The organism is Arsenophonus sp. aPb (assembly GCF_029873475.1).
GTDB lineage: Bacteria > Pseudomonadota > Gammaproteobacteria > Enterobacterales > Enterobacteriaceae > Arsenophonus.
Map to the genome: position 1 here is coordinate 1,120,002 of NZ_CP123499.1, position 20,286 is coordinate 1,140,287.

19 protein-coding genes are annotated in these 20,286 nt (G+C 36.9%); 9 read left to right on the top strand and 10 right to left on the bottom strand.

Translation table 11 applies throughout. From position 1 onward, the window contains the following. Nucleotides 1-344 precede the first annotated feature (344 nt). The 4 genes from QE177_RS04960 (at nucleotide 345) to QE177_RS04975 (ending at nucleotide 6,460) form a co-directional block, all read left to right on the top strand. Nucleotides 345-1,481 carry an iron-containing alcohol dehydrogenase gene (locus QE177_RS04960; protein ID WP_280551648.1) on the top strand — a complete coding sequence of 379 codons (1,137 nt, stop codon included), beginning with the start codon at nucleotides 345-347 and terminating at the stop codon, nucleotides 1,479-1,481. Nucleotides 1,482-1,589: 108 nt separating this feature from the next. Then, nucleotides 1,590-2,423, top strand: coding sequence for an SDR family oxidoreductase (locus QE177_RS04965; protein ID WP_280551650.1), 834 nt, complete (start codon nucleotides 1,590-1,592; stop codon nucleotides 2,421-2,423). Nucleotides 2,424-2,763: 340 nt separating this feature from the next. After that, complete coding sequence (locus QE177_RS04970) at nucleotides 2,764-3,972, top strand: serine hydrolase (protein ID WP_280551652.1); 1,209 nt, start codon at nucleotides 2,764-2,766, stop codon at nucleotides 3,970-3,972. A gap of 361 nt (nucleotides 3,973-4,333) precedes the next feature. After that, nucleotides 4,334-6,460, top strand: coding sequence for a hypothetical protein (locus QE177_RS04975; RefSeq protein ID WP_280551653.1), 2,127 nt, complete (start codon nucleotides 4,334-4,336; stop codon nucleotides 6,458-6,460). Nucleotides 6,461-6,567: 107 nt separating this feature from the next. On the opposite strand, the gene QE177_RS04980 is transcribed toward QE177_RS04975, so the two are convergent. The 3 genes from QE177_RS04980 to ybjG all read right to left on the bottom strand — a co-directional run bounded on the left by QE177_RS04980 (nucleotide 6,568) and on the right by ybjG (nucleotide 10,943). Continuing rightward, nucleotides 6,568-7,935 (bottom strand): L-serine ammonia-lyase, encoded by a 1,368-nt coding sequence (locus tag QE177_RS04980; protein WP_280551655.1) that lies wholly within the window; start codon nucleotides 7,933-7,935, stop codon nucleotides 6,568-6,570. A gap of 141 nt (nucleotides 7,936-8,076) precedes the next feature. After that, complete coding sequence (locus tag QE177_RS04985; RefSeq protein ID WP_280551657.1) at nucleotides 8,077-9,387, bottom strand: serine/threonine transporter; 1,311 nt, start codon at nucleotides 9,385-9,387, stop codon at nucleotides 8,077-8,079. A 947-nt stretch (nucleotides 9,388-10,334) separates the two neighbouring features. Continuing rightward, entirely contained in the window at nucleotides 10,335-10,943 is a 609-nt protein-coding gene (ybjG, locus tag QE177_RS04990) for an undecaprenyl-diphosphate phosphatase (RefSeq protein WP_280551659.1), read from the bottom strand. Between the two features lie 161 nt (nucleotides 10,944-11,104). On the opposite strand from ybjG, the gene QE177_RS04995 reads away from it, so the two are divergent. Continuing rightward, nucleotides 11,105-11,233 carry a hypothetical protein gene (locus QE177_RS04995; RefSeq protein ID WP_280551661.1) on the top strand — a complete coding sequence of 43 codons (129 nt, stop codon included), beginning with the start codon at nucleotides 11,105-11,107 and terminating at the stop codon, nucleotides 11,231-11,233. A 53-nt stretch (nucleotides 11,234-11,286) separates the two neighbouring features. Here the strand turns inward: QE177_RS04995 and tnpA are convergent, their stop codons facing one another. Further along, on the bottom strand, nucleotides 11,287-11,703 hold the full coding sequence (gene tnpA, locus QE177_RS05000; protein WP_280551415.1) for an IS200/IS605 family transposase: 417 nt from the start codon (nucleotides 11,701-11,703) through the stop codon (nucleotides 11,287-11,289). A 22-nt stretch (nucleotides 11,704-11,725) separates the two neighbouring features. Here tnpA and QE177_RS05005 point away from each other — a divergent pair, with 22 nt between their 5' ends. Then, on the top strand, nucleotides 11,726-12,934 hold the full coding sequence (locus QE177_RS05005) for a transposase (protein WP_280551272.1): 1,209 nt from the start codon (nucleotides 11,726-11,728) through the stop codon (nucleotides 12,932-12,934). 295 nt (nucleotides 12,935-13,229) lie between these two features. Here QE177_RS05005 and QE177_RS05010 read toward each other — a convergent pair whose 3' ends face one another. After that, nucleotides 13,230-13,487 (bottom strand): GrxA family glutaredoxin, encoded by a 258-nt coding sequence (locus QE177_RS05010; RefSeq protein WP_280551662.1) that lies wholly within the window; start codon nucleotides 13,485-13,487, stop codon nucleotides 13,230-13,232. A 162-nt stretch (nucleotides 13,488-13,649) separates the two neighbouring features. On the opposite strand from QE177_RS05010, the gene QE177_RS05015 reads away from it, so the two are divergent. The 3 genes from QE177_RS05015 to QE177_RS05025 all read left to right on the top strand — a co-directional run bounded on the left by QE177_RS05015 (nucleotide 13,650) and on the right by QE177_RS05025 (nucleotide 15,471). Further along, nucleotides 13,650-13,979 carry a DUF1418 family protein gene (locus QE177_RS05015; protein ID WP_280551664.1) on the top strand — a complete coding sequence of 110 codons (330 nt, stop codon included), beginning with the start codon at nucleotides 13,650-13,652 and terminating at the stop codon, nucleotides 13,977-13,979. Nucleotides 13,980-14,109: 130 nt separating this feature from the next. After that, nucleotides 14,110-14,604, top strand: coding sequence for a YbjN domain-containing protein (locus QE177_RS05020; protein WP_280551666.1), 495 nt, complete (start codon nucleotides 14,110-14,112; stop codon nucleotides 14,602-14,604). 228 nt (nucleotides 14,605-14,832) lie between these two features. Then, nucleotides 14,833-15,471: a hypothetical protein gene (locus tag QE177_RS05025; protein ID WP_280551668.1), complete on the top strand. Its 639-nt coding sequence runs from the start codon at nucleotides 14,833-14,835 to the stop codon at nucleotides 15,469-15,471. A gap of 315 nt (nucleotides 15,472-15,786) precedes the next feature. Here the strand turns inward: QE177_RS05025 and artM are convergent, their stop codons facing one another. From artM to QE177_RS05050, 5 genes are all read right to left on the bottom strand, one after another. Further along, nucleotides 15,787-16,452: an arginine ABC transporter permease ArtM gene (gene artM, locus QE177_RS05030; RefSeq protein WP_280551670.1), complete on the bottom strand. Its 666-nt coding sequence runs from the start codon at nucleotides 16,450-16,452 to the stop codon at nucleotides 15,787-15,789. Beyond that, on the bottom strand, nucleotides 16,449-17,189 hold the full coding sequence (artQ, locus tag QE177_RS05035) for an arginine ABC transporter permease ArtQ (RefSeq protein ID WP_280551671.1): 741 nt from the start codon (nucleotides 17,187-17,189) through the stop codon (nucleotides 16,449-16,451). Before artQ ends, artM begins: the two co-directional genes overlap by 4 nt. A gap of 12 nt (nucleotides 17,190-17,201) precedes the next feature. Next, nucleotides 17,202-17,945 carry an arginine ABC transporter substrate-binding protein gene (artJ, locus tag QE177_RS05040; RefSeq protein ID WP_280551674.1) on the bottom strand — a complete coding sequence of 248 codons (744 nt, stop codon included), beginning with the start codon at nucleotides 17,943-17,945 and terminating at the stop codon, nucleotides 17,202-17,204. 10 nt (nucleotides 17,946-17,955) lie between these two features. Beyond that, nucleotides 17,956-18,693 carry an arginine ABC transporter ATP-binding protein ArtP gene (gene artP, locus QE177_RS05045; RefSeq protein WP_280551676.1) on the bottom strand — a complete coding sequence of 246 codons (738 nt, stop codon included), beginning with the start codon at nucleotides 18,691-18,693 and terminating at the stop codon, nucleotides 17,956-17,958. 127 nt (nucleotides 18,694-18,820) lie between these two features. Next, a complete protein-coding gene (locus tag QE177_RS05050) occupies nucleotides 18,821-20,257 on the bottom strand; it encodes a DUF2867 domain-containing protein (protein ID WP_280551678.1) in 1,437 nt (478 codons plus the stop codon). Nucleotides 20,258-20,286: the final 29 nt, after the last annotated feature.

A 20,286-nucleotide genomic window follows, 5' to 3' on the forward strand; every position in this document is an offset into this window, starting at 1 on the left:
AGCGTTTTATGCTTTTTCAGGCGTTTTATTACTTATTTTTAATTTGAGTGACATATTTATTTATATATAAAAGAAGCCTCAATTACCTCGCAATTCTCTATTTTTAGTCCTTTATTATTTGTTTTGCAAAAGCTTGATACCCTATTTGATGGCTTACTAATGTCAAAATATTAAATAAAATCAGTCTGTTTAGTTTAAAAGTATAAATAAACTATAAAACTGTAAATTGACTTAGTGATTGATAAAGCGATTTTTATTTCTAACTGTGAAAAAATAGCTTGGTTGTTATTTGATAGCACGATAAGTTCATTTGTTTTATTTTATTTCGTTTAAGGATAATTATTATGCCGCCATCAACTTTTTGCATTCCTACTATCAATAAAATTGGCCGGGGATGTTTAGTCGATGTGGTAAATTTAATGAAGGATTATGGTTATCAGCATGTGCTTATAGTGACTGATCCTTTTTTAATGAACAGTGGTCTGGTTGAAAAAGTAACCAGAATTTTTTTACATAATAAGATTAAAAGTCATCTTTTTACTGATGCAAAATTGGTGTCATCATTAGAAATCGTAAAACAGTCGCTTGGTTGTTATGAACAGCAGCAAATTGATTGTATCGTTTCAATTGGAGAGGGAGCTGCCTATGATTATGCAAAAGCAATGATTTATTTACAATCTGATCAATCGATTTTTATTAGTGATAATAGTAAAAAACCATGGCCTTTAATTACCATTAATACAACTTCCGCCTCAAATATTGATAATTTTAATCCTCTGCTTGATCAAACTAAGAATGAATTAATCAATTTGGCTATAGCCGGATCACGCATTACCCCCTTACTGTCAGTAACTGAGCCGGAATTAATGCTGGGTTTATCAAGTGAATTTATTGCTGCATTAGGTATGAACTCTTTAACTTATGCCATTGAGGCTTATGTTTCTACAGCCGCTAATCCTGTTACCGATGCATGTGCTTTGAGTGCTGTCAAAATATTGAGTAATGCTCTACGCCGAGCGGTTAATTATTCATTAGATTTACAGGCCCATGAAAATATTGCTTATGCCCAGTTTCTTGCGGGTATGGCTTTCAACAATGCTTCGCAGGGATATGTACAGACCTTAGCCTGGCAAGTGAGCCATTTTTATAATCAACCACTCACAATTTGCAATGCCGTTTTGTTGCCCCAAGTACAAGCTTTTAATCTGAAGCTAGTGGCAAAAAAGTTAAAAAATATTGCTGGTGCAATGGGGATTCGAGTTGCTCATATGACCGATCAACGTGGTGCAGAAGCTTGTATTGCTGAAATAAGGCGGCTAAATTGTGATCTTGGACTACCTTCAGGACTAAGACGATTGAATGTTCAGGATAGTGATTTAGCTAAATTAGCTAAAGCAGCGTTAAAAAGTGCTTCCGGTATCACTAATCCTGTTCAGGCGAATTTAACTGATTTGATCGCTATTTACCAATCAGCAATGTAGTTTTAATGTTATAACTAATTATTGTTAGAGAATTGTGATCTTTGAATTATATTAATAAGTAGGGTAAGTATAATGTAACTACTGAGTTGATCGGAGGTGGTGGGATTTATGAAGAAGGTCGCTATCATTGGATTAGGCTGGTTAGGATTGCCCTTGGCGCTTGAGTTAATGCGCTCAGGAATCGAAGTGGTTGGTAGTAAAACTACGCCAGATGGTGTAAATGCAGCAAGAATGTCAGGTATTGATTGTTACCAGCTACTACTTACGCCAGATATTGAGTGTGAAGCCGAAGATCTGGTGCAGTTAATGAATGCTACGGATGTGCTGGTTATTATGTTACCGGCAAATAAAACGGCAGAAGGTGGTATCGGCTATTTGAAGGCGGTACAACTTTTAGTTGATACTGCGCTTTCCTACGCTATACCGCGTATTATTTTTACCAGTTCAACCTCAGTATATGGTGCGCAAAGTGGAACTTTGAATGAAGATGCGGAGCTATATCCTAATACCGAGGTAGGTAAAACGCTGGTCGAGGTAGAAAATTGGTTACACCAATTACCAAATATATCGGTAGATATTCTAAGGCTAGCGGGTTTAGTGGGAGAAGCTCGACATGCAGGACGGTTTTTAGCGGGCCAAACAGCATTAACTGGAGGAAATGAGCCGGTTAATCTTATTCACCAAGATGATATTATTACTGCAATAAAGTTATTAATATTGCGGCCAGAAGGTGGCAATATTTATAATTTATGCGCACCTGAACATCCTATTAGATCATCTTATTATACAACGGCATCGCAACAGGTAGCCTTGCAACCGCCGGAATTTATTTCTGAATCAACGCCTATTGCTGGAAAAATTATAGATGGCAGCCGTATTTGTAGGGAGCTTGGATTCGAATATAACTACCCTGATCCTGGTAATATGCCAATGAGTCTATAATTAGAGAATTGACTGTAAGATCTATTTTGCATCTTAACTGTCAATAAAAGTGCTGCTTAACACCCAAAATTAGTTAATAAAAAGTTTTGGGCTTATTTATTTATGCCATCTGCGAGCAGTTATTGTCCGAGATTGTAGGCTGTTCGGCTTATGACGGATATTTGATATTGCCTTAATTCTATCTATTGAAACAGTTAACAACCTATTTTTTCTACCTCAGTTTGTGTGGCAGATCAAATGTAGCAATATTGTTTATGCATTTCAGCTAACTTTAATCGTTATAAGCGCTTTATAGTAGCATACTTAATATATTTTAATCAGAAAGCGCGGGAGATCGATAATGAAACAGAGCTTGATGACAAAAATTAACCGTTTGACGAATGGATTAAGTCTATTATTTATTTTTGTTTTCCCGATGAATGTTTATGCCGATGGACCGCAGATTACACCACAACTTGATGTAAAAGCTTATGTGCTGATGGATTATCATAGTGGTAAAGTTTTAACAGCCAACAATCCAGATGAACGTTTAGATCCAGCTAGTTTAACAAAAATTATGACTAGTTATGTGGTGGGTCAAGCGATTAAAGCAGGTAAAATTAGCGTTAATGATCTTATCACTGTGGGAGAAGATGCTTGGGCAACTGGTAATCCTGTTTTACGCGGCTCTTCTTTAATGTTTTTAAAACCGAGCGATAGGGTTTCGGTGCTGGATTTAAATCGTGGTATTGTCATTCAATCTGGGAATGATGCTTGTATTGCATTGGCAGATTACGTCGCCGGTAGTCAAACTGTTTTTGTCGATCTCATGAACCAGTATGTTACCTCATTAGGATTAAAAAATACGCATTTTAAGACCGTACACGGCTTGGATTCAGAAGGCCAATTCAGTACTGCCCATGATATGGCGATATTAACTCAGGCTCTAATTAGAGATGTACCCGATGAGTATTTATTACACGGCGAAAAAGTGTTTACTTACAATAAAATTAAGCAATTTAATCGCAATCGTTTATTGTGGAGCAAAAACTTACAGGTGGATGGCGTTAAGACCGGTCATACTAGTGGAGCAGGGTATAATCTTATCACATCGGCAACGAATGGCCCGATGCGATTGATTGCTGTGGTGTTGGGCGCAGGGAGTGATCGCATTCGTTTTACTGAAAGTGAAAAGCTGCTAAATTGGGGATTTCGTTTTTTTACAACGGTTATTCCCATAACGGCAGATAAGCCCTTTACGACTGAAAAGGTATGGTATGGTAACCGGTCTACGGTTCTATTGGGAACTGAAAAAGATGCAGCGATAACCATCCCGAAAGGAAGAGAACAAGACTTAAAAGCGACCTATAGTCTTAACTCTGATTATCTCAAAGCTCCGTTAAGTAAAAATCAGGTGGTAGGGACAATTAATTTCTTTATAAACGATCAATTGATTGATAAACGTCCATTGGTAGTGAAACAAGCGATAGATCAAGGTGGATTTTTGAGTCGAGTATGGGACTATATTGTCGTAACAATTTCCAGCTGGTGGCAGGCATTATTTGGTTAGTTTAATTGTTAGTTTAATTTTTAAAAGATAAAAAAAGACCCAGGGGTCTTTTTTTATAATTATTTTTAATAAAAGTAAAGTAAATATAAATTAATTAAATTAGCTTTATATTTAATTAATTTTATAAATTATAAAAATATAATATTGTTTTTTTATATGAATTTACTTTTTTATTTACAGACAAACTTCATTGTGACATTAAATTAATTAACTCATAATTGCTTTAGACATAATTAAATAATAAATAATTATGCATTAATTAGCTTATTTTAATTTTGTCCACTAATTATTTCGGATTAATAGAAAGTTATTCCGCGTTCCCTATTTTTATTAAATAAAATCTTATGGTGGAGTTTGTATAATGGATACAAATAGATTCAAAGTCAGAAATTATAAATTAAAAGGAGAGATTAAAAATAAAAAAAAGCAAAAAATAAAATTCGACCCCTCTGTAACGCTAAATGATAATGTAAGTGCGGTAACAGTTATAGGTATTAACAATATCAATATAGTAGTAACGGATAGTGGTAAGTCACAGATAGGCAATGTCACTGCCGGTAAAGAGAATGATATTACGGTAACAGCAAAACTGTATGCTGATGCACAGATAGGCAATGTCGCAGCCGGTGAAAACAACACGATTAAACAGAATGCTATTGAGGTTGGTACTTCATCAATCGGCGATATTAAAGCAAATAAAGAAAACAATATTATAGCAACAGCAAAACAGCATGCTGATGCACAGATAGGCAATATTATCGGCTATGAGAACAACACGATTAAACAGACTGCGAAAGAGAGCGGTCGTTCAACCATTAAGGGTATTACAGCAGGTAAAGAGAATAATATTACCGTAACAGCAAAACAGCATGGTAATGCAGAGATAGACGACATTACTGCCTGTGAAAACAACACCATTAAACAGACTGCGAAAGAGAGCGGTCGTTCAACCATCAAGGATATTACAGCGGGCAAAGAAAACAAAATTACCGTAACAGCCGAACAGTATGGTAATGCAGAGATAGATGATGTCACAGCTAGTGAAAACAACACCATTAAACAAACTGCGAAAGAGGGCGGTCGTTCAACCATCAAGGATATTACAGCGGGCAAAGAAAACAAAATTACCGTAACAGCCGAACAGTATGGTAATGCAGAGATAGATGATGTCACAGCCGGCGAAAACAACACCATTAAACAAACCGCGAAAGAGGGCGGTCGTTCAACCATCAAGGATATTACAGCGGGCAAAGAAAACAAAATTACCGTAACAGCCGAACAGTATGGTAATGCAGAGATAGATGATGTCACAGCCGGTGAAAACAACACCATTAAACAAACCGCGAAAGAGGGCGGTCGTTCAACCATCAAGGATATTACAGCGGGCAAAGAAAACAAAATTACCGTAACAGCCGAACAGTATGCTAATACAGAGATAGATGATGTCACAGCTACTGAAAAGAACACGATTAAACAGACTGCGAAAGAGAGTGGTTATTCGACCATTAAGAATGTTACAGCGGGCAAAGAGAACGATATTAGGATAACAGCAGTACAGCATGGTAGTGCGGGGATCGGCGATGTCACCGCAGGTCACAATATTAATGTATTGGGAACGTTATTATGTGAAACACAGATAGAGAAAAATTGGACAGCAGAAATTCCAATGACACAGGAACCGTTTGTATCCTCAGAGAAAACTTTGACAGAGGAAAGTTGGACAGCGGAAATTCCAACGACAGAGGAGCCGTTTTTATCTCCAGGGGAAATTTTTACAGAAGAAACTCCAACGACAGAGGATCCGTGTGTGTGTTCAGAGGAAAGTTCAACAGATGAAGTCTCGATAGAGAAAAGCCCAACAGTAGAAATTCCAACGGTAGAGCAAGCTTGTGTATCTCCAGAGAAAACCTCGATAGAGGAGAGTCCAACAGATGAAGCCCTGATAGAGAAAAATCGGACAGCAGAAATTCCAACGACACAGGAACCGTTTGTATCTTCAGAGAAAACCTTGACAGAGGAAAGTCTGACAGCGCGAATTCCAACGACAGACGAACCGTTTTTATCTCCAGGGGAAATTTTTACAGAAGAAACTCCAACGACAGAGGAACCGTGTGTATGTTCAGAGGAAAGTCCAACAGATGAAGCCCCGAGAGAGAAAAGGCCGACAGAGGAAAGTCTGACAACGGAAACGACAACAACGCAATTATCGAAATGTCGAGCCCCAATTCTGGAAATACAAACTCTTACACCTGCTGTTGACAACAATCCAACAATTATAAATTATAATCAAATAAATATAATTAATTTAAACGGTTATAGTAGATTATCTATTCAAGGAAATACAATTAATATTGATAATATGCAAGCGGAAGGATTGGGACAAATGATGTCAGGATTTAAAAATAAAAAATCAACCGCTTATGATATCTGTGATCTAAAGCCTGAATTCAATCCAAGCCCACGCATATATATGCCGCAAATTGTTTAATTTGTATACTGAGGTAATGGATAATAAAATAATTTATTAATATATTTAAGTAAGCCAGTTGTTAAAACTGGCTTACTAGTTAATTGCTGTAATAGTTTTTTAATCATTCAATCGCAATAAGTAATTTTAATAGCTAATCCACCTTGTGAAGTTTCACGATATTTGGCATTCATGTCTTTGCCGGTTTCATACATGGTTTCAATCACTTTATCCAAGCAAACGCGCGGATCACTGACCCGACGTAAAGCCATTCGGGCCGCATTAACTGCCTGAACTGCTGCAATCGCATTACGCTCGATGCAGGGAACCTGGACTTGACCACCAACCGGATCACAAGTAAGGCCAAGATGATGCTCCATGCCAATTTCAGCTGCGATACAGACTTGAGCGGGACTACCTCCCATTAATTCAGTTAATGCGGCAGCTGCCATAGAACAAGCAACACCAACTTCACCTTGACAGCCGACCTCAGCACCAGAAATTGAAGCATTCATTTTATAAAGGCTGCCGATAACGCCGGCAACTAAAAAGAAGCGGGTATATGAATTTTCGTTAATAGGACGAATGAATTTATCATAATAAGAAAGTACGGCTGGAATGATGCCACAAGCGCCATTGGTCGGTGCGGTAACAACTCGTCCACCTGCTGCATTTTCTTCATTAACAGCTAAGGCAAACATATTAATCCAATCGACAACCGCCATGGGATCAGTTGTTGTATTATCTGAGGTGACTAACATTCTTCTCAATGCTGCTGCACGACGTGGTACCCGAAGTGGGCCTGGTAATAAACCTTCGGTATTGACACCACGTTCAATAGCTTGCTGCATAACCTGCCAGACGGCATCGAAATGAGTTTGGATTTCTTCTTTGCTACGCAATGCTAATTCATTTTGCATAACCAAGGCCGAAAGTGAAAGGCCGGTATCTTTGCAGTGCCGTTGTAGATCAGCGGCTGATTTGTATGGATAAGGTAGTTTAACAGGCGACCCACTTTCTTGACCAAAATGCTCTTCATCAACGATAAAACCACCGCCAATCGAGTAATAGGTTTTACTGTACAGTTTATCTTCATCTGCGAAAGCAGTAATTACCATACCATTTTCATGGAGTGGCAGATTAGTGGTATGAAAGTTCATCCCCCCTTGGGTAGGAAAATTCACCTCATGTTGTCCATTGGCAAGAGATAAGCGCTGAGTTTGTTCAACATTTTCAACGAAAGTAGAGATGGAATCGATAGCTACAGTATCAGGTAAATTACCAGCTAATCCCATGATAATGGCAATATCAGTGGCATGCCCTTTACCGGTTAATGATAATGAGCCATAAACATCAACGCTAATACGCTTTACCGTGGTTAGCATCTCTTTTTCGATTAGATCATCAACAAATTGTTTCCCGGCTTTCATTGGCCCGACAGTATGAGAACTGGATGGGCCAATGCCAATTTTAAAAATATCAAAAACACTACTCATATTTTATTCGCCTCCTTGTTAAAGGCGCTAATTTTTTAGTAATAGGCTGGCTGACGCGTTGAAGTTAATATTTCGGCCTTACGTTATTTGGGAAAGCTAATTCATTCCAGACAATGAAAGCCATCCCAAAATCGTTAAACGTTAAAGAAATAATTTATATACTGCAGCTGAAATAGCGATAATACCGACAATAACCACAAAAATATTACTAATGTGACCAGAATACTTCCGCATAGCGGGTATTTTGCTAATGGCATACATTGGCATCATGAACAATAGAATTGCAATAACCGGTCCACCTAAACTTTCAATAATGCTCAAAATGCTTGGATTTAAAGTAGCAACTAACCAGGTAGTGACTAACATAAAAATCGCAGTCGCTTTATTTAGCTTTTGAATATTGATTGTTTTACCTTTAGCTCGATAAGCACGTTCAACCAAACCATTAAAACCTTCACGAGCACCGAGATAATGCCCTAGGAACGATTTTATAATCGCAACAAAAGCAATCAGTGAAGCGGCATATTTAATAAAAGGTTTATCGAAATAACCAGATAAATAGTCGAGGATACTGATGTTTGCCGCTTTTGCTTTTACCAGATCAGCTGGAGATAAGGTAAATACACAGCTAAAAACGAAAAACATTACTGTTAATACCATTAAAATATGTGCTGAAGCTAAAATTCGCGAAGATTTTTGATCAGCATGCGAGCCATATTCTTTACGATTGGCAACAGCGAAAGCAGAAATAATGGGTGAATGGTTAAAGGCAAAAACCATAACAGGAATGGTTAACCAAATTGTAACCAACATACTTTGGTTATTTTCAGCACTATCCATATTAACATTTGACAATGAAAGCGTTTCTAATGCAGCACCATGCCAGTGCGGGATCATATAGAGAGAAAATATCACCAGCACCGCAATAAACGGAAATACTAGCATGCTCATTATTTTCACTATGTATTTTTCACCTAGGCTAACAATAGCCATAATACTACCGACAAGAATAAGTGCTAATAGCCAGCGTGGTGGAGCATTGAAACCGAGGAGTTCAACGATGAAATTCTCGACATTGTTGGTAATCGATACGCCATATACTAATAAGATAGGATAAATAGCAAAAAAATAGAGCAGCGTAATCCAATTACCCGCTGAACGGCCAAAATGTTCTTCTACAACCTCAGTAATATCGCCATTAGGTTTTGAACCGGATAATACAAAACGGGTTAAACCGCGATGGGAAAAAAAGGCCATTGGAAAAGCGAGCAACGTCATTAGAATGACGGGCAATAGGCCACTCATACCTGCATTAATAGGCAAAAAGAGAACTCCAGCACCGATTGCGGTACCGTATAAGCCTAACATCCAAACTGTATCACTTTTACGCCAAACTTTTACGTCCTGGTGTGCATATGAGGAAGTGATGGAATCAACTCGAGTTGTATCCATGGTAATCTCCAAAATATAAAACGAGAAACAAAAAATAGTAAATTTTTAATGTATGAAAACCGGTCAATATAATTATGATTGCAGGTATATTTATTCAACATGCTTTATCTACAGAAACAAAATATATAGTTAGAATTTATGTAAATAAAGTAACTGATTATTCTAGTAAAGGCTAATTGTGATACTATACCACATTATGGTTTAGTGTCATTATTACAATACTGTTTAGAATCAATTTTATTTGTTTTTTTATATATCGAAATTATATTTTAGTTTTTCAGACGCAAATCTTATTATTTGTTGGCATAAAATTCCGTGATCAGAGTCCCAAAAGTATAATCATCTATAGTTTCTTGTTAAATGATATAATTTTTTTTGTTTATATTTTGTTAAATTCAGGCGGTTCTTAGTTAATAGTGCTTTAAGTTGTTTTAATAAATATGATTAATCATTCAGTTAATAAGCTCAATTTTTGATAAAAAGATTCTTATTAATTTTTGTAATGTATATAAATAAAAGGACAATTTACTAATAATATTTAGCGATTTTACTTATTTATAATCATTAATTGATTTATTGCTTGCCATTTTTTGATTTCATTTTAAACATAATATTATTATTTTTTTACTTTTGTACGAAAAATAGTTTATTTCTATTAATTTGTTATTTTGATTTCATAAAGAAATAATTTCCTTTTAAGATATAACTATCATAAATTAGTGGCGTAAATTTAAATGATAAATGGTACAAATATTGAATCTAGTAATCTTTAATTCTATTTTAGTAAAATCTGATTATGTTATTTTATTTAGGTGATACTTATCATAAATAATTATCTGTTGATTTAGGCTATTTAAAATGTTGAGTCATAAAATAGCCTCTTTAAAATTGGCAAATTTTTAAATTAACAGAGGCTATTTATGGGTTTATTTAAATTATTTTTGTATTCAACCTCTGATCCAACCTTTTTTAATTAAAGGAGCAAATAGGATTTGATAAGCTTTTATAATATATGGTAGTAATTTATGACCACCTATTTCCCAAATTGTTTGACTAATTCCACAAGCCATAATAGCAACTAAAAATGCCCCTACCATATCTAAAGGCCAATGTACACCGAGAAAAATTCTAGCCCACGCAATGGTGAAAGCCGGTATAAATAACAACAGCCCAATCCAATTTCTTAACCAGAATAAAAAGCCAAAGGCGAAGATAAAAGCAATAGTAGCATGATTACTGGGAAAAGAGGGTGTAGGGGCATGTGCAAGAAAATGTTGACCTATCCCCAACATAAAAGGTCGCTCTTGTGGAAAAATTACGCCAATAAAACCGGAAATAGCTAAACCTACAATAAGTGCAAGAGCGGTTTTACAGACAAAAACTCTTTGGCAAACTAAATTTCTCGATCTACCCCAAAACCAGCAGGCAATAGTAATTAAAGGAAATATAAGAATGAGTCGTTTAGCCAAAAAAATTGCCAGCGTTAGTGTACTAATGGATGTAATTGGGGTGGCATTGATAAAACTAAACAAACTTAAGTTGATATCGTTTAGCAAGGTAGAGCCCTCATTGAATATGTATCATGATCATTTATATTAGATAGCCAAGGGTAAAATGTCTTTTGTATAGGGTAAAGTAAGTTTGGTGATATTTTTACAGGATTTATTCGTTTATTAAATAAAAGTAATGACATTGACTATTTTGCTAGGGAGATAGTATGTGGTATCAGAAGCAAATTAAATTGTGTTCTCGCCCTCGAGGATTTCATTTGATCACAGCCGAAATTATGCGACAACTACCTGACATTAGTCGAATAGAAGTGGGTATTGCCCATCTTTTTATCTGATACGCCGTAAAACCCCGTCCTTCAGGGCGGGGATATAAGGCGCGGTTTTCAAACTAACCAGGTGTTTGCTGTTGCTCAATGTACTGTCGGATAATAGATATCGGTGCGCCCCCACAACTCCCTGCAAAATAACTTGGTGCCCATAGAACTCCTTTGTAGTAATAACGTTGTGCTATATCAGAGCGATCCCGTCGAAGTAATCGACTCGACACCCCTTTGAGACTGTTAACCAGATTAGATATCGCCAATTTTGGGGGGTAATTAATCAGTAAGTGAACGTGATCATTCTCGCCATCCATCTCAACCAGTTCAACATCAAAATCGACGCATACACTGGCGAAATATCCTCTCAGTTTTTCTATAGCATCCTGATCAAATATTTTTCGCCTGTATTTTGTGACAAAGACCAAATGGACGTGCATCAGGAATACACAATGTCTGCCACGGCGAATATCGGTTTCTTTTTTCATAGACCAAAGTATAATAGATAAAATGAAACGCCTACAAGCCTTTAAATTCCAGTTAAGACCAAATGGTCAGCAGGAGCGTGAGATGAGACGCTTCGCTGGGGCTTATCGTTTTGTTTTCAATCGGGCGTTAAAGCTTCAAAACGAGAATCACGAAGCAGGAAACAAATACATTCCTTACACAAAGATGGCTTCCTGGCTCATTGAGTGGAAATCTGACATAGAGACACAATGGCTGAAAGAAGCGCCATCACAGCCGTTACAACAATCACTTAAAGATTTGGAACGGGCTTACAAGAATTTCTTCCAGAAGCGAGCCGCTTTTCCCCGTTTCAAAAAACGCGGTCAAAATGACGCTTTTCGCTACCCGCAGGGTGTGAAGCTCGAACAGAAGAACAGCCGTGTTTTTCTCCCTAAACTCGGTTGGATATGCTATCGCCATAGTCGTGAGGTTGTAGGAACGGTGAAGAATGTCACTATCAGCCAGTCATGTGGTAAATGGTACGCCAGTATCCAGACGGAATACGAAGTGGCTGCTCCTGTTCACAATGCAGAGTCGATGGTAGGACTGGATGCCGGAGTAACGAAACTCGCCACACTTTCAGATGGCACGGTATATCAGCCCGTCAATAGTTTTAAAGCAAGCCAGCGCAAGCTAGCAATGCTCCAACGACAATTAAGCCGCAAAGAAAAGTTCAGTGCAAACTGGCAGAAACAGAAACGAAAAATCCAGCGTCTTCACTCGCACATTGCTAATATCCGGCGCGATTACCTTCACAAAGTCACCAGTGAAATCAGCAAAAACCACGCGATGATCGTCATTGAGGAATTGAAGGTCTGTAATATGTCAAAATCGGCAAAAGGTACCGCAGAGCAGCAAGGGCGAAACGTCAAAGCTAAATCTGGCTTGAACCGTTCGATACTGGATCAGGGCTGGTACGAAATGCGCCGTCAGCTTGAATACAAGCAGCTTTGGCGCGGCGGTCAGGTGCTGGCAATACCGCCTACCTATACCAGTCAGCGGTGTGCGTGCTGTGGTCATACAGCAAAAGAAAATCGCCAGTCACAAAGTAAATTTGAATGCCTCGAATGCGGATATACCGAAAACGCAGATATCAATGGGGCGCGTAACATTTTAGCGGCAGGACATGCCGTGCTTGCCTGTGGAGGGAGGGTGCAGTCAAACCGCCCGTTGAAGCAGGAACCCACCGAGGCGAATCAGACTTCAGGCTGAACGCGGTAGGAATCCACGTCCTTTAGGGCGTCGAGGATGTCAATGTAACACTGCAAGGTCAATTAGATAGAGACAAATAAAAAACCGATAGTTTAAATAGGACATAATTTAAACTATCGGATTCCTCAATAATTTGGGGACATTCAAATAAAAGCAGTGGCATAAGTTATGACTATTTATTATTCATAAAGTTCTTATAAAAGAAAAAAAAGCATTTTTTGCCAAAAAATGCTTTTGTGATTTGTGCCTAAAACTTAATATATATGATAATAAATAATTTATTAAAATCAGTAGATTAAGAAAGTAAATGTTTTTCCGCGTAGTCTTCAAAGTCAGTACAACCACCAATATGTTGTTCATCAATAAAAATTTGAGGAACTGTATTGACAGGTTTACCTACTTTTTTCGCTAAATCAGCTTTAGTAATCCCCTCCGCTTCTATATCAACATAATTATAATCAAAATCATCACGTTCATGTTTTAATTTTTCTGCTAATGCTTGTGCCCGGACACAGTAGGGGCAACTAGAGCGACCGAAAATGACAGTAAACATCATATCTCCTTCAATTAAATTTTTATCTATTGTCTACAATATCAATTAATATGCCTATAGTTAGCATGAAAAAAAGCACAATTTATTCTTATTGTTATTTGAGATGTTAATAATGACCTAATATAACAGGATAGCGTTTTTTAAAAGGAAACATAGATTGTTATGAGCAAGAAAAAATTATCGGCTATGCGTTCTTTTGGTGATATGCCAAAAATTGTGATAATACTCGAAGTTATTGGCATACTATTATTGTTATTAGTCTATTTAGTGATAAATAACTATATTGAAATAGCTGCTTTATTTATGAAAAAAGGTGTTTTGCTTGCTATGATTATGCTAGCAATAGGTTGCATGATACCGGCTATTATTAATATTGCTTGGCGAGCACTGCCTAAGCTCAGTTTTTTTGGCATTGATCAATATAAAAATAGTTCGCACCATAACCAACCTAAGCTAAAAGCTAAGCAGTGTAATCATCGTAAGGTGAATTAAATTATGAGTTAGAATGGCTCGTTAAATATGTTTTAACATGATAAAATATGGTCTGTTTTTGGTTTGAGACAATAGATAGCGAATTTTTATAGGTGAAATTGTTGCTATTTTATGTAAATAAGGTTAATTAATGGATTCGATTTGTTTCCCTGACATAGCTAAATTGCGAGAGTGGCTTGTTCAACTCAAAACATCGTATTTTGAATGCGATAATTGTCAGGCATTGCATTTGCCTCATATGCAAAATATTGATGGTATTTTCGATGCTAAAGTTGATATTGTTGAAAACATATTAGTTTTCTCTGTTTTGGCTGAACTCAAACCGACATCGATTATTACCCTATTGGCAAATTTAAGCCAAATTAATGCTAGTTCATTAACAGCGAAAGCATTTATGGAAATTAATGATGAAAATTTGCCTAAATTAGTCGTTAGTCAATCTTTTCCGTTGTTGGCGGGAATGACATGTAACCAATTCTCCAGTTTCCTTCAGCAAGCAGAAGAACAGATGGCGGCTATTATTTTTGAAGTTTATAACAATGATCTGCTTTATAGTGGTCAAGAAGATGTTGACGACGAAGAGCTAGCTGAGCAAACTTTGCCTGCCCGCTTTCTACTACATTAAATTATAAAAATAGATCCAATAAGCATCTGCCATTCATGTGAATGGTGAATGAGTTATCTGCTTTATATATACAAATATTATAGGAATAAAAATAAATTTCAGCCTTTTTATTACTTTAAAAAGTATAATTATTTTGCTAGATTCTTTTTATTCTTACTACCGCTTCATTTGCACCTTATCTAGCCAATAATCTTCGACTAATAACTGCTTGCTAAAAGGGATTTGAATATGCTTAGTTCATTGGAATCTGCTAGTGTCAAAAATATTGAATCTTCCGTTGCATCCAATCATCACCTTGATCCGGTAAAAGTAGAAATTGATAAAAAAATTGAAAATAAATTTGTATTGGTTTTTAGTGGATTTTCTGCAATGGGATATGAGGATATAGAAAAATTACAAGAATATATAACAAAAGAGATAAAACAACATATTGATGAACAAGGGATCCATAATTTACTTATTGTTGCCGGTGCGACTCCTGATGGTATTGGCTGTGTCTATGATATTGCTAAAAATTTAGGCGTATGTAGCCTGGGGATTGTTTCACAGCAAGCGCCAACAAATAGCCTAGCAAAAAATTGTCAGAGTGTTATCCAAATAAAGGATCTGGATAACAGTTGGAAAGTTCTGGATGATTCAGGTAATTCTTATATGGTATATGCGGCAAGCAAGAATGGATGTTTTTTAGCTTTTGGTGGCGGTAGCGTTACCCTAAGTGAATTAGAAGAAGCAGAAAAGAAAGGAATTGAAACAAAAGTTTTTCCTAATTTTTTACCCGATCCAAATAAATTAAACGGTAAATTAGCCCAAGGAAAAACAAAGGCTGAAATATGTCCAATACAAACGAAATATACAAAAGAGGTATAGTAAAAATAATCTCTTCACCTGACTTAAAAGACGAACAAAGCGATAAATTTTGCCATAATTTTTTCTTTACAGCTCAGGCATGCTGCTCTCTTGCAGATGGAATCATCTTGATTGTCAAAACTCACCGTCATTCAATGGTTAACCGCATTAAATAGAACAATGTTTATCAAGTGGCATTTAATGTTATTGATATCTATAAATCATAAATTTTAGACGTCAAAGATTAGTGCCCTTTGAATGCAATAAAGCATTAGCTTTATTAGTTAACGTCATAATAAATCTCATTTTCTTTAGTAGAAAGCGAGATTTATTTGGTTAGACTTTTTCAAAAGATAACGCGTATTTTTCTAGGTAACGCATCAATAAGGTTAAGATGCCATTTACGCTTAGATATATAATTCCCGCCGCAATAAAAACATCAACATCATAAGTTTGGCCAAAAATTTGTTGGCTATATCCCATAATTTCTAATAGCGTTATGGTACTAGCTAGTGATGTGCTTTTAAATATAAGAATTACCTCATTGGAATAGGAGGAAAGCGCACGTTTAAGCGCATAAGGTAAAATAATTCTCAGAGTTTGATAATTTGACATACCTAGCGCCTGACATGCTTGCCAGCTAGTTTTAGGAATTGCTTTTACTGCACCATGAAATAATAGAGTGGAATAGGCGGCACTATTTAGTGCTAATGCCAGCAAGGCACAAATCCATGGAGTAGAAATCAATGCCCATAAAGCAGGGTAATCTCTTAGAGCAGGAAATTGACCAGGTCCATAGTAAATCAGAAAAAATTGAACCAGCAAAGGGGTACCAGTAAATAGCGTAATGTAGCCTTTAATTATGGATGAAAAAATCGCTGTTTTTAACGATAAAATGATAGTCAAAAATAGCGCTAACAAAAAGGCAATAAGTAATGCACATACTGTTAGTGATAAACTGGTTGGCAGGCCTGGCAGTAATGAAATGATTAAATCGATCATTTTGCTACTCCCCGTTCAAACTGGGTTGTGCGTAATTCAATCCGCCGTAAAATAAATTGACTTACCAGGGTGATAGCTAGGTAGATCAATGCCACAGTTAAGTACCAAGTGAAAGGTTCCTGAGTACGATTAACAATACTTTTGGTTTGCAACATCAAATCGTTTACGCTGATCAGGGAAACCAAGGCAGTATCTTTTAGCAATACCAACCATTGATTACCTAAGCCAGGTAAAGCGTGACGCCACATTTGAGGCATGATCAGCCGCAAAAAAATAACATTCCGATTGAGACCCAAGGCTTGGCCTGATTGCCATTGGCCGGATGGTATCGCTTTTAGGGCGCCTCTTAAGGTTTGGGATGCATAGGCGGCATAGAGTAGAGCAAGGGCAAAGACACCACAAAAAAAAGGAATAATATCGAATTCGCTATTTTGCGGGAAGAACCACTCAGGATCAATTTGCCAAGTTGTTTGCCAGAAAATGATATTAATATCAATGCCATCACCTAACAACATAATTAATTGTAATGTGCCATAGTAAACGAACAGGACAACTAACAATTCAGGTAATCCGCGAATTAAAGTCACCCAGCAAGAACCAAGTAAGGCCACGGGCCGCCAGCGAATAGATTCCCAAGCAGTAAATAACATGGCTAATAGCAGCCCTAGAATCAAAGCGGCACCGGCGAGAGTAAGTGTCAAGCCGGCAGCATTTATTAGAAATAACAGATTATTCATCGCGATAATCGACTATTTTTGTAACCATTTTTGGTAAATAACATCATAACTGCCATCTTGTTTTACTTGTGCCAACGCTTTATTTAATTTATCTAGCAGCGCTTTGTTTCCTTTACGTACTGCAATACCGAGACCTACACCAAAATAATTAGCATCTGTTACTTTTTCACCTACAGCAGCAAGGTTTTCATTACCTTTGGTTTTTAGCCATTCCGTTGTGACAGCAGTATCACCAAACACCGCATCTATCCGGCCATTTTGTAAATCTAGAATAGCCGTTTGGTAATTATCATACGGGACAGCTTGCATCTCTTTATGCTGTTGAATGATATATTTTTGATGGGTGGTGCCATTTTGCACGCCAATTTTTTTACCTTTTAAAAATGTTATTTTATTAATCTTATTTTTTACTGCGATAAATGTTGCTGAGTTGTTGTAATAAGTATCAGTAAAATCAACCTGTTTTTGCCGCTCTGGCGTAATATCAATTCCAGCTATCAACGCATCAAAGCGACGCATTTTTAAACTGGGGATTAAGCTATCAAAAGATTGGTGAGTAAATGTACAGTTAGCATTAAGTTTTTTACATATTGCATTCGCCAGGTCAATATCAAACCCGACAATGTTATTATTAGCATCGATGGATTCAAATGGGGCATAAGTTGCTTCAGTTGCAAAGCGTATCGTCTCTTTTGCAGCGGCTAGTATTGGTAAAGATAGGCTGCATAAGATAATAGCTAATAGTGATTTTTTCATTCAGGTATTCTCAATTAGATGAATGGGATAGATAATTTGCCAAGCCTTGAGTTTGTGGTTTAGTTAAACGATCAATATCGCCTTGTTCCACAATTGCCCCTTTTTCCATATACACGATTTTGCTTGCTGTTTTACGGGCAAAATCAATTTCATGAGTCACAATCAGTTGGGTGATGCCTGTTTTTGATAATTCTTGTATAATATTAATCACTTGCGTTGTAATTTCAGGATCGAGAGCCGCAGTTGGCTCATCAAATAATAATATTTCAGGCTCCATCATTAATGCTCGAGCAATAGCCACTCGTTGTTGTTGACCACCAGAAAGGTGCAACGGGAAGCGATTAGCAAATTCAGTTAGCCGCAAGCGATCCAATAAGTTTTCCGCTTTTTGTTTAGCTATTGCTTTAGTTAAACCTAAAACTAAGCAAGGAGCCTCAATCAGGTTTTCCATTACGGTTAAATGAGGCCACAAGTTATATTGTTGAAATACCATACCGACTTTTTGTCTTAGGGCTCGGATTTCATGGCTTTTAGGTTGGCGTAAGAAATCAAAATGATAGCCTGCAATGTCCAGTTGGCCAGAGCGGGGCATCTGCAGTAAATTGAACACCCGTAATAATGAACTTTTGCCAGCACCACTTGGACCAAGTAGTACCATCGTTTCACCCGTTTCACATGTCAAATTGATATCGTGTAGTGCTTGCTCTTCACCATAAAAGCAATTAATTTGATTTAATTGAATAGTCATGCTAAAAATCTGAATAAATAAACAAGTGAGTCAATAATAATCTTCCTGGAATAATTATGCAATATATTGTTTTTAAAAAGTCTAATATTGCTATTTTCTAGAGTCATTTTTCCTTTATAAAATAACTTTAATCATTTTTATTCATTTTTAATGCAAGTTTATTAATTTTTTGCGCCATTCCTTTGAAAATAAAACGGTGAATTGGGGTCATAATTAGCCAATAGATTAGACCGAAAAAACCAGCTGGGTGCCACCATGCTCTGACATCTAGCATTCGATGTTTGCCAAAATCCTGAATAGTAAAGGTTAAACGGCCTAGTCCCGGCGCTTTCATACCAAATAAGAGTGTTAATTGATACTTGGGTTTAATACTAATAACTTTCCAGCTATCTATCATGTCGCCTAAATATAATATTTCACGTTTAGGACGGCCATATTTTACTTTGTTGAGCATTAAATCATCAATGAAGGCGCGTAATTGCCATAAAATATTGGCGTAAAAATATCCTCTTTTGCCACCAATTTGTTGCACGATTTGCCAAATAGTATGGCTAGTGGCAGTGGTTGTTAACGTAAAACCGGCATCTTTCGGATAATAGCTATATTTGGCACACCAATGTGTTTTTAGCGTTGGATCTGGCCCCCAATCTGCTTTATTAATGGCATTATGCGAGCGAATAAACGCTTGTTTGACTGCCTTATCAACACTAAGTAATTTTTGTGGAATAAGTTGTTTTAACGCTTGATCATTAGCGGGCAGATTGTACTGTAGCCCCTGAATTAAACTTTTGCTAATCAAGGGAGATACTGAAGTTATTAAGCTAATAAAATGAATAGAAATTAATCGAATTGGAATAGGTAGGGGGATAATTCGTCGATATTTACCGCTGATGCGCATAAAGCGCTTGAATAATGTTTGATAATCAATATATTCAGGCCCCCCCGCATCAAGGATACGGTGCTGATTCGTTGGGTGGGCTATCAACTGTGTCAGATAGTACAGCATATTTTCTAAAGCAATAGGACAAGATTTTGACCTTACCCAACGTGGCGGAGTAAGAATTAATAAGTTGTAAGTCATATCCCGAATTATTTCATAAGGCACTGAGCCCGCTCCAATAATAATGGGCGCTCGAATTTCTGTCACCGGAATTTTACTTTCACGTAAGATTTCTCCTGTCAGCTTACGGGCAATCAGATGTTGTGAATGACAGGAAGAGTGCTGTAGGGCACTTAAATAGATAACTTGTTTTACTTCAGATTGCTCAAGTACATGTTTAACATTCTGAGCAGCGAGGCATTCTTGTTCAATAAGATTATTATTAGCCGCCATACTGTGAACCAGAAAGTAAACGATATCAATATCAGTCATAATATTTTTTAAAGTTTTCGGTGCGAGTAGATCAACATAACAACACTGAGTATTTGGCCAATTTTGTGCTTCAACCCAATCAAGTCGACGCGTTGCTGCGGTGATTATATGCCCTTGTTTGATTAACTCTGGGATCAGATTTTGACCAATATAACCGTTAGCACCGAGTACTAAAATCCGTATTTTACCCATATATGGTTACCTATTTGAGCCAGAGTGTT

Bases quoted from the DNA above. Each gene is read 5' to 3' on its own strand.
- QE177_RS05015 (WP_280551664.1), top strand. From the start codon at position 13,650: ATGAGCAAGAAAAAATTATCGGCTATGCGTTCTTTTGGTGATATGCCA.
- QE177_RS04965 (WP_280551650.1), top strand. From the start codon at position 1,590: ATGAAGAAGGTCGCTATCATTGGATTAGGCTGGTTAGGATTGCCCTTG.
- QE177_RS05010 (WP_280551662.1), bottom strand. From the start codon at position 13,487: ATGTTTACTGTCATTTTCGGTCGCTCTAGTTGCCCCTACTGTGTCCGG.
- QE177_RS04980 (WP_280551655.1), bottom strand. From the start codon at position 7,935: ATGAGTAGTGTTTTTGATATTTTTAAAATTGGCATTGGCCCATCCAGT.
- QE177_RS05050 (WP_280551678.1), bottom strand. From the start codon at position 20,257: ATGGGTAAAATACGGATTTTAGTACTCGGTGCTAACGGTTATATTGGT.
- artQ (WP_280551671.1), bottom strand. From the start codon at position 17,189: ATGAATAATCTGTTATTTCTAATAAATGCTGCCGGCTTGACACTTACT.
- QE177_RS04975 (WP_280551653.1), top strand. From the start codon at position 4,334: ATGGATACAAATAGATTCAAAGTCAGAAATTATAAATTAAAAGGAGAG.
- QE177_RS04970 (WP_280551652.1), top strand. From the start codon at position 2,764: ATGAAACAGAGCTTGATGACAAAAATTAACCGTTTGACGAATGGATTA.
- artP (WP_280551676.1), bottom strand. From the start codon at position 18,693: ATGACTATTCAATTAAATCAAATTAATTGCTTTTATGGTGAAGAGCAA.
- artJ (WP_280551674.1), bottom strand. From the start codon at position 17,945: ATGAAAAAATCACTATTAGCTATTATCTTATGCAGCCTATCTTTACCA.
- QE177_RS04960 (WP_280551648.1), top strand. From the start codon at position 345: ATGCCGCCATCAACTTTTTGCATTCCTACTATCAATAAAATTGGCCGG.
- QE177_RS05005 (WP_280551272.1), top strand. From the start codon at position 11,726: ATGAAACGCCTACAAGCCTTTAAATTCCAGTTAAGACCAAATGGTCAG.
- QE177_RS05025 (WP_280551668.1), top strand. From the start codon at position 14,833: ATGCTTAGTTCATTGGAATCTGCTAGTGTCAAAAATATTGAATCTTCC.
- QE177_RS04995 (WP_280551661.1), top strand. From the start codon at position 11,105: ATGTGGTATCAGAAGCAAATTAAATTGTGTTCTCGCCCTCGAGGATTT.
- tnpA (WP_280551415.1), bottom strand. From the start codon at position 11,703: ATGAAAAAAGAAACCGATATTCGCCGTGGCAGACATTGTGTATTCCTG.
- QE177_RS04985 (WP_280551657.1), bottom strand. From the start codon at position 9,387: ATGGATACAACTCGAGTTGATTCCATCACTTCCTCATATGCACACCAG.
- artM (WP_280551670.1), bottom strand. From the start codon at position 16,452: ATGATCGATTTAATCATTTCATTACTGCCAGGCCTGCCAACCAGTTTA.
- QE177_RS05020 (WP_280551666.1), top strand. From the start codon at position 14,110: ATGGATTCGATTTGTTTCCCTGACATAGCTAAATTGCGAGAGTGGCTT.